The sequence below is a fragment of the Luteococcus sp. genome, from assembly GCF_043424415.1.
GTDB lineage: Bacteria > Actinomycetota > Actinomycetes > Propionibacteriales > Propionibacteriaceae > Luteococcus.
Genome location: NZ_JBHWOO010000083.1, coordinates 1 through 8,165 on the forward strand (window position 1 = coordinate 1; position 8,165 = coordinate 8,165).

Annotated in this window: 9 protein-coding genes; 7 read left to right on the plus strand and 2 right to left on the minus strand. The window is 68.0% G+C overall.

All coding sequences use genetic code 11. From position 1 onward, the window contains the following. Positions 1-12 precede the first annotated feature (12 nt). The 4 genes from ACHFFZ_RS04955 to ACHFFZ_RS04970 all read left to right on the plus strand — a co-directional run bounded on the left by ACHFFZ_RS04955 (position 13) and on the right by ACHFFZ_RS04970 (position 5,021). Positions 13-591 (plus strand): DoxX family protein, encoded by a 579-nt coding sequence (locus tag ACHFFZ_RS04955; RefSeq protein WP_394275553.1) that lies wholly within the window; start codon positions 13-15, stop codon positions 589-591. Beyond that, entirely contained in the window at positions 588-1,412 is an 825-nt protein-coding gene (locus tag ACHFFZ_RS04960; protein ID WP_394275554.1) for a DsbA family protein, read from the plus strand. The genes ACHFFZ_RS04955 and ACHFFZ_RS04960 overlap by 4 nt, the downstream gene beginning before the upstream one ends. A 119-nt stretch (positions 1,413-1,531) precedes the next feature. Continuing rightward, a complete protein-coding gene (gene valS / locus ACHFFZ_RS04965; protein WP_394275555.1) occupies positions 1,532-4,192 on the plus strand; it encodes a valine--tRNA ligase in 2,661 nt (886 codons plus the stop codon). Between the two features lie 31 nt (positions 4,193-4,223). Then, positions 4,224-5,021 (plus strand): HAD-IIB family hydrolase, encoded by a 798-nt coding sequence (locus tag ACHFFZ_RS04970; RefSeq protein ID WP_394275556.1) that lies wholly within the window; start codon positions 4,224-4,226, stop codon positions 5,019-5,021. A 35-nt stretch (positions 5,022-5,056) separates the two neighbouring features. Here the strand turns inward: ACHFFZ_RS04970 and ACHFFZ_RS04975 are convergent, their stop codons facing one another. Then, positions 5,057-5,356 carry a zf-HC2 domain-containing protein gene (locus ACHFFZ_RS04975; RefSeq protein WP_394275557.1) on the minus strand — a complete coding sequence of 100 codons (300 nt, stop codon included), beginning with the start codon at positions 5,354-5,356 and terminating at the stop codon, positions 5,057-5,059. A 47-nt stretch (positions 5,357-5,403) separates the two neighbouring features. Between ACHFFZ_RS04975 and ACHFFZ_RS04980 the strand changes: the two genes are divergently transcribed. Then, positions 5,404-6,006: a sigma-70 family RNA polymerase sigma factor gene (locus ACHFFZ_RS04980; protein ID WP_394275558.1), complete on the plus strand. Its 603-nt coding sequence runs from the start codon at positions 5,404-5,406 to the stop codon at positions 6,004-6,006. Next, positions 6,006-6,314, plus strand: a complete 309-nt coding sequence (locus ACHFFZ_RS04985; RefSeq protein ID WP_394275559.1) for a hypothetical protein — start codon at positions 6,006-6,008, stop codon at positions 6,312-6,314. The genes ACHFFZ_RS04980 and ACHFFZ_RS04985 overlap by 1 nt, the downstream gene beginning before the upstream one ends. Before the next feature lie 33 nt (positions 6,315-6,347). On the opposite strand, the gene ACHFFZ_RS04990 is transcribed toward ACHFFZ_RS04985, so the two are convergent. Next, positions 6,348-6,917: a hypothetical protein gene (locus ACHFFZ_RS04990; protein WP_394275560.1), complete on the minus strand. Its 570-nt coding sequence runs from the start codon at positions 6,915-6,917 to the stop codon at positions 6,348-6,350. A gap of 331 nt (positions 6,918-7,248) precedes the next feature. Here ACHFFZ_RS04990 and ACHFFZ_RS04995 point away from each other — a divergent pair, with 331 nt between their 5' ends. Then, positions 7,249-8,106, plus strand: a complete 858-nt coding sequence (locus tag ACHFFZ_RS04995; RefSeq protein ID WP_394275561.1) for a DUF2382 domain-containing protein — start codon at positions 7,249-7,251, stop codon at positions 8,104-8,106. Positions 8,107-8,165 lie beyond the last annotated feature (59 nt).

Consider the following 8,165-nt stretch of genomic DNA (forward strand, 5'->3'; position numbering starts at 1 on the left):
TATGATCCTTGTGTGACTGACCTGACCCCAGACCCGCACCGTCCTTTCGGCGCCAAGGACTGGATCGGCCTGCTGGCCCGCCTGGTGCTCGGCGGGGCCCTGGTCTACGCGGCCAGTACCAAGATCACCAATCTGGACGGCAGCGTCCTGTCGGTGCGGGCCTACCAGTTCCCCTTCCTGTCGTACTCGATGGAGAAGACGATCGGCTACGCCCTGCCCGTCTTTGAGATGGTGCTCGGCGTGCTGATCCTGGTCGGGTTGTTCACGCGCATCGCCGGTGCCGTGGGACTGCTGACCATGCTCGTCTTCATCGCGGGCATCGCCAGCGCCTGGGCACGTGGGCTGTCCATCGACTGCGGCTGTTTCAGCCAGGGCGGGCAGACCGACGACCCCAAGTACCTCACCGAGATCATCCGCGACACCGGCTTCGCGCTCGCGGGCCTGTGGCTCGCGGTGCGGCCACGCACCCCGTTCAGCGTGGACAACTGGCTCTTCCGGCCGATCCCCGCCCCTGGTTTCCACGATTCCGAGTTCGATGACCACCACGACGCTGACGAGGACGCCCTCGTCGGAGAGGACACCCCCCGATGAGCAAGAAGAAGGCCACCGGCGCCAGCGCCGCAAGCCCGGACACCAGCCGCCGCGAGCAGCTGCGCCAGAAGCAGCTGGAGGAGGCCAAGCGCGCCCGCACCATGCGCATCGTCTCCATTGCCGCGGCCGTGCTCGGCCTGCTGCTGATCGCCGTGGTCGCCACCGTCCTGATCCAGAAGAACAAGGACGACAAGACCGTCTCGGCCGCGCAGTCGACCCCGAAGAATGCCAATGCCGACAAGTCCGGCATCAGGGTCTTCCCCGAGGCCAAGCCGAAGGAGGGCGCTCCGACCGTCGCGCTCTACCTGGACTACCAGTGCCCCAACTGCAAGCACCTCGAAGCCCAGATGGGACCCTGGTTCAAGTCGCTGGCCGATAAGGGTGAGATCGACTTCGAGCACCGGACCATGAACTTCATGGACATCAACCTCAAGAACGACGCCTCCACCCGCGCTGCGGTGGCCGCCGCGTGCAGCGACAACCAGGGCGTCTACGAGCAGTTCCACCAGAACATCTTCGCCAACCAGGAGACGCAGGAAATCCCCGGTTCCGAGGGCTACTCCGACCAGCTGCTGCGCGTCGACCTGCCCAGCCAAGTGGGCCTGAGCGGCCAGAAGCTCGCCGACTTCCAGGCCTGCTACGACACCCGCGCCACGAAGGAGTTCATCAAGGGCACCAATGACAAGGCCGCCGAGGCCAAGGTGACCGGCACCCCCGCGATCCACGTCAACGGCAAGGCTGTGGACATGGAGAAGAATGGCGCCCGGATGACCGACGAGCAGGGCCTGCTGGAGGTCATCAAGGAGACTGCCGCCGCCTGATCGGCACCGCTCGACGGACAAGGCCCGGACCGTCTGGTCCGGGCCCTGTCCGCGTCCCGGGGCGGCGGCCGTGTCCGCGGGTTCGCCCCGCCTGCACACCAGTCAGTAGAATCGCGGCCATGACCAACGAGACCACCAGCACCACGTCCGCGACCACACCCGCCTCGGGCCAGGTACCGGACAAGCCGGTGCTGGAGGGCCTCGAGGCCAAGTGGGCCAAGAAGTGGGCCGAGGACAAGACCTACGCCTTCACCCGGCCGAAGATCGACCTGACCGACCCTGCAAGCAGGTCAGCGGGCCGCGCCCAGGTCTTCAGCATCGACACCCCCCCGCCGACCGTTTCCGGATCGCTGCACGTGGGGCACGTGTTCAGCTACACCCACACCGACCTCATCGCCCGCTACCAGCGCATGACCGGCAAGCACGTCTTCTACCCGCTGGGCTGGGACGACAACGGCCTGCCCACCGAGCGCCGCGTGCAGAACTACTACGGCGTGCGCTGCGACCCGTCAGTGGCCTACGACCCCGACTTCACGCCGCCGGCCAAGCCGGACCCGAAGAAGCAGGTGCCGATCAGCCGACGCAACTTCGTCGAGCTGTGCCACGAGCTGACCCAGGTGGACGAGAAGGTCTTCGAGGACCTGTGGCGCAGCGTGGGGCTGTCGGTGGACTGGGACACCCTGTACTCGACGATCTCTCCCGAGACGCAGCGCATCGCCCAGCTGGCCTTCCTCAGGAACCACGAGCGCGGCGAGGCCTACATGAGCGAGGCCCCCACCATGTGGGACGTCACCTTCCAGACCGCCGTCGCACAGGCAGAGCTGGAGGCCCGCGACTACCCCGGCGCCTACCACCGCATCGGCTTCGCCCTGCCCGAGGGCACCCAGGGCGATGCCGAGCTCTTCGCCGACAACAAGGTGTGGATCGAGACCACCCGTCCCGAGCTGCTGCCCTCGGTGTGCGCCCTCATCGCGCACCCCGACGACGAGCGATACCAGCACCTGTTCGGCACCACCGTCACCTCGCCGGTCTTCGGCGTCGAGATCCCGGTGCTGGCCCACTCCGCCGCCGAGAAGGACAAGGGCGCGGGCATCGCGATGTGCTGCACCTTCGGCGACCAGACCGACATCATCTGGTGGCGCGAGCTGCAGCTACCCACCCGCACCATCATCACCCGCGACGGCCGCCTGCAGGCCGAGACCCCCGAGTGGCTGGTCAACACCGACTTCTACGCCGAGCAGATGGCCACCAAGACCACCTTCACCGCGCGCAAGAACATCGTGGAGAAGCTCGCCGAGACCGGCGACATGGACGGCGAGCCCAAGCCCACCCAGCGCATGGCGAACTTCTACGAGAAGGGCGACAAGCCGCTGGAGATCGTCTCCACCCGCCAGTGGTACATCGCCAACGGCGGCCGCGACGAGCAGCTCAAGGCCGACCTGCTGGCACGCGCCGACGAGATCGCCTTCGTCCCGGAACACATGAAGCACCGCTACACCAACTGGGTCGCGGGCCTCAACGGCGACTGGCTGATCAGCCGCCAGCGCTTCTTCGGCGTACCCTTCCCCGTCTGGTACCCCACCGACGCCGACGGCGAGCCCGACTACGAGAACCCGATCGTCGCCGACGCCGCGAGCCTGCCCGTCGACCCCTCCAGCGACGTGCCCGAGGGCTACTCGGACGAGCAGCGCAACCAGCCCCATGGATTCGTCGCCGACCCCGACGTGATGGACACCTGGGCGACGAGCTCGCTGAGCCCCGAGCTGGTGACCGGCTGGGAGCGTGACGAGGAGCTGTTCCACCTCACCTTCCCGATGGACATCGCCCCGCAGGCCCACGACATCATCCGCACCTGGTTGTTCAGCCGCGTGGTGCGCGCCCACCACGAGTTCGGCACGGTGCCGTGGAAGCGCGCCACCATCTCGGGCTTCGTCGTCGACCCCGACCGCAAGAAGATGAGCAAGTCCAAGGGCAATGTGGTGGTCCCGACCGAGATCCTGGACAAGTTCGGCGCCGACGCCGTCCGCTGGCGCGCCGCGATGGCCCGCCCGGGCATGGACTCCCCCTTCGACGAGACCCAGATGAAGGTGGGCCGTCGCCTGGCGATGAAGGTGCTCAACGCCTCCAAGTTCGTCCTCGGCATGAGCGGTGACGGCAAGGGCGAAGTCACCCATCCCCTCGACCTGGCGATGTTGGCCAGCCTGTCCGGTGTGGTTGGACAGGCCACCCAGAGCTTCGAGAAGTTCGACTACACCGGGGCGCTGGAGGCGACCGAGACCTTCTTCTGGGCCTTCTGTGACGACTACCTGGAGACGGTCAAGGAGCGCGCCTACGGCGCCCAGGGCGACGAGGCCGCCGCCAGCGCACAGGCCGCTCTACGCCTGGCACTCGACGTGATGTTGCGCCTGTTCGCGCCCTTCCTGCCCTTCGTCACCGAGGAGGCCTGGAGCTGGTTCGCCCCCGGTTCGGTGCACCACGCCACCTGGCCGACGGCCGAGGAGCTGCCCACCGGCGGCGACGCGGCGCTGCTCGATGAGCTTGCCACCGTGCTGATCGCCCTGCGCGGGGCGAAGAGTGCGGCCAAGGTGAGCATGAAGACCGAGATCGAGCGTGCCCAGTTCAGCGGCACCGCCGCCGTGGTGGAGGCCCTGCAGTCCGCCGAGGGTGACCTGCGGGCCGTCGGACGCATCACCGGCGAGGTGCTGTGGGTGAAGCAGGACGGACCCACCACGGTGGCCGTCGAGCTCGGCGAACCCGCCACCAAGCAGCCGAAGAACTGATCCGGACACGAGAACACCAGGGAGCCGTCCAGTGACCATCACCAGCATCGCGATCGACCTGGACGGCACCCTGTTCACCCAGGAACGCGACTACGACCGTGCCCGCTTCGCGCGAATGCTCGAGGCCTGTGAACAGCGCGACATCCGGGTGGTGATCGCCAGCGGCCGCCAGCACCTGAGCATGCGCACCATGTTCGACGAGCCCGACCGGCTTGCCTTCGTGGGCGACAACGGCTCGATGGTCATCGACCGTGACAACGAGCCGGTGCACGCCGCCGTGCTGGATGACGACGTGGTGCGCCGGGCGGTGGAGCTGCTCGACCAGCACCCCGAGATGTTCACCGTCGCCAGCGGACCCGAGGGCGGCTGGATCCAGCTGGCGGCGCCGCAGCTGATGCACGACATCATGGACACCGCCTATGTGAACCTGGCGCGTGTGGAGAGCCTGCGGGAGATCGACGGGCCGGTGAGCAAGTTCGCGCTGGTCACCCATGATGGCCAGGCCGAGCGGCTGGCCGCCGAGCTCAGCCAGGCTCTCGACGGCGCCGTCGTGCCGGTCACCACCGGGCACCGGGGCATCGACCTGATCGACCCGCGCCGCCACAAGGCCGACGGGCTCGGTTACCTGATGAGGCGATGGGACCGCCGTTTCGAGGACATGGTGGCCTTCGGCGACTCCGGCAATGACGTGGAGATGCTGCGGGCCGCCGGCACCAGCTATGCCATGGCCGAGGCCCAGAAGGTGGCGGTCGAGGCCGCGGACCGGCGTGCACCCAGCGGGGCTGAGTCGGGCGTGATGGTGGTCATGGAGGAGCTGCTCGGTCTCTGAGTCCCCCGGGCCCCGTACCCACAGGGAGTCGTCGCTCAACCCGCCTGCTGGCAGGTGCAGTCCTCGCAGATGCAGTCGGTGCAAAGGCACTCGCCGCCGGTGTGGCAGGGACAGATGTGCGCCTCGGCGACGCCGATCAGCAGCGCAGAGATGTCGCGCACGGGCTCGCCCGCCAAGACCTGACGATGCGCGCGTGCCGTCTCGTACCAGGCCGAGCAGCTCGTGCAGGCCAGCAGGTGGGAGTCCACCTCCACCCTTGCGATGGCGGGATCCTCTCCGTCGAGCATGGCAGACAGCGACTCGCGCCATCGCTGTGGCTCGCGGCAGGTCTCCATGCGCGCAGACTAACGCACCCGAGCCGATGCCCGGTAGCATCCGGGCCATGGTGAAGGCAGTCAGACCGGCGCGCGACGAGGCCCTCGATACCCGCGTCACCGGTCTGGCCCTAGATGCCGCGGCCGGGGACAGGCCCGCACTGGGCGAATTCATCCGGCTGACCCAGCCGGACGTGACCCGCTTCCTGCGCCACCTGGCCGGGGACGCCTCGGTCGAGGACCTGGCCCAGGACACCTACGTGCGTGCCATGGATGCGCTGCCCGGCTTCGAGGGACGCTCCAGCGCGCGCACCTGGCTGCTGACGATCGCGCGGCGGGTGGTGGCCGACCAGGTGCGGCGTGAGGTGGCCCGTCCGCAGACCCCGCGGGAGCCGTCGTGGATCACCGAGCACGGCCGCAGTGTTGGGGATTCCAGCCTGAAGGTGGAGCTCGACCAGGTGCTGGCGGGGCTGGAGCCGGGACGCCGCGAGGCCTTCGTCCTCACCCAGGTGCTCGGCTACGACTACCAGCAGGCCGCCGACGTGTGCGGGGTTCGGATCGGAACCATCCGTTCGCGCGTCTCCCGCGCCCGCGCCGACCTCGTGGCGGCCCTTGCCCCCGCGGGCAGTGACGGCGCGCTGGTGCTGCGGGACGTGGAAAGGGCCGGCTGATGCCGTCCTTCCGGGTGGAGCTCGAGGTGCTGGGCCTTCGTCCGGGGAACCGGCCCGAGGCCGTCATGGACGGCGCCGTGAGCGCCATCAGCGAGAACTTCCACGTCGACGACCGCCAGATCGACGTCGTGGCCCAGACGCCCCGGATCAGGGTGCGCTTCACCGTGCCCGACAGCTCCGACGCCGAGGAGACCGAGCTGGCCGTGATGGCCGCCGAGGCTGCCACCGAGGCGGTGGAACAGGTGGCGGTCACCGGGCGCCGCTGGGTGCTTCGCCGACAGGGTGGCCGCTGGCTGCCGGCAGGCTGAACCCTGCCGGCAGCCAACCCGCCGGTCAGGGCCTCAGTCGCAGTTGGCGCACTCGCCGGTCAGCGACATCTGCATGAAGCAGTTGGGGCAGACATTTCCCTGCAACGGCTCGGGCTTCTTCTTGACGGTACGCGTCGCCTTGGCCGGCGGCACCTTCCCGACGACCGTGGCGCGACCGCTGGTGGCGGCCAGTGCGGCGGTGGGGGCGGTCCGGGTCCCACCCCAGCGGGCAAAGCAGGCCCGTCGCTGCTCGAGGGCGTGCTCCTCGCGGTGCTCGGCGTCCACGTCCACCCTCGCGAAGCGAAGGATCTCGTCATAGGCGGGTCCGACATTGCCGTCGCGGCGCACCGCCACGGCGGTCAGCAGGGGCAGGTCCTCCGCGGCGCACTTGCGGGCGACCATGCCCAGCAGTGGTCCGATCCACTTGGAGGTGGGCTGCTTGGTCTGGATTCCTGATCGCTGCTGGACCAGTCGTGCCAGCTGGCCGTACTCGACAGTCTTGTGTGCCGATGCTGCTTCCATCAACACTTCATGCGCCGCCTGGGCCCACGCCTTGACGGCGCTAACCTGGTCGACGAAGTCCCCACTGTCACGTACTGGCATCTGATCCCCTCATCACACGGCAACGAGCCCTCCACGAGGGCCGGAGGAAGTCTACTCACTCCCCCGGGCCGCTCCGCACCATGCTTTCCCATCGCAGTGCGGCCACCTGACCCAGGCCTGCCGGGACCGGACGATGCCCGGAGAACCACCCCAAGGGGTGGTGATTGTGCAGGCGATTTCGCCGTGGGCGCACGGAAACACTCTCTGGGCGAAATCACTTGTCACGGCGAAATCTGCCCGGCTAGCTTCGTAGATGTCCGAAGTGATTCGAAGAAATGGCCGCAGGCCTTTCTCGCACGAAAGGCCCGCAGGGCCGGAACAGGAACGAACCATGACTGACAACACCGCGAACAACAACTTCGACTACGACCGCTACTACGGAACCGTCATCGACTCCGAGGGCAACAAGGTCGGCGATGTCGGCCAGGTCTACCTGGATGACGCCACCGGTCGCCCCGAGTGGGTCACCGTCCGCACCGGTCTGTTCGGCATGAAGGAGACCTTCGTTCCGCTGCAGGGCGAGAACGTCTCCAACGGAGAGATCCACGTGCCCTACACCAAGGACCAGATCAAGGGCGCCCCAAGCATTGATCCCGAGGGCCACATCACCGAGGCAGAAGAGGCCGAGCTGTACCGCTACTACAGCATCAAGCAGGACCTGGGCGCCTACGAGGGTCGCGACGCCGTGGCCACCGACCGCGTCGGCACCGACCGCGTGGCCACCGACCGTGTCGACACCGACCGCGACGCCAACCTCGAGGGCGACATCATTCGCCACGAGGAGCGCCTCAACGTTGGCAGGGAAGAGGTCGAGACCGGCCGCGTGCACATCCGCAAGCACGTCGTGAACGAGCAGCAGAGCGTCCAGGTGCCCGTGGAGCGCGAGGAGCTGCGCGTCGAGCGCACCCCGATCGCCGACGGTGAGGTCGTCCGCGGTGGCCGCCTCGAGGAGGGCGAGACCGAGGTCGTGCTGCACGAGGAGCGCCCCGTCGTCTCCAAGGAGACTGTCGGTGTCGAGAAGGTGAGCGTCGGCAAGGAGACCGTCGTCGAGAACGAGACCGTCACCGCCAATGTGGCCAAGGAGCAGATTGAGGTTGACCGTGATGTCAACGAGGTCCGCGATGACCGCTCCGTCGCCGACAAGGTGAAGGACAAGCTGGATCGTGACAACGACGGCAAGATCGGCTGAACAAGCCCGTCACTCCGATGACCCAGGTCATCACAGCAGGGGAAGGCCCCGAGCCTGAC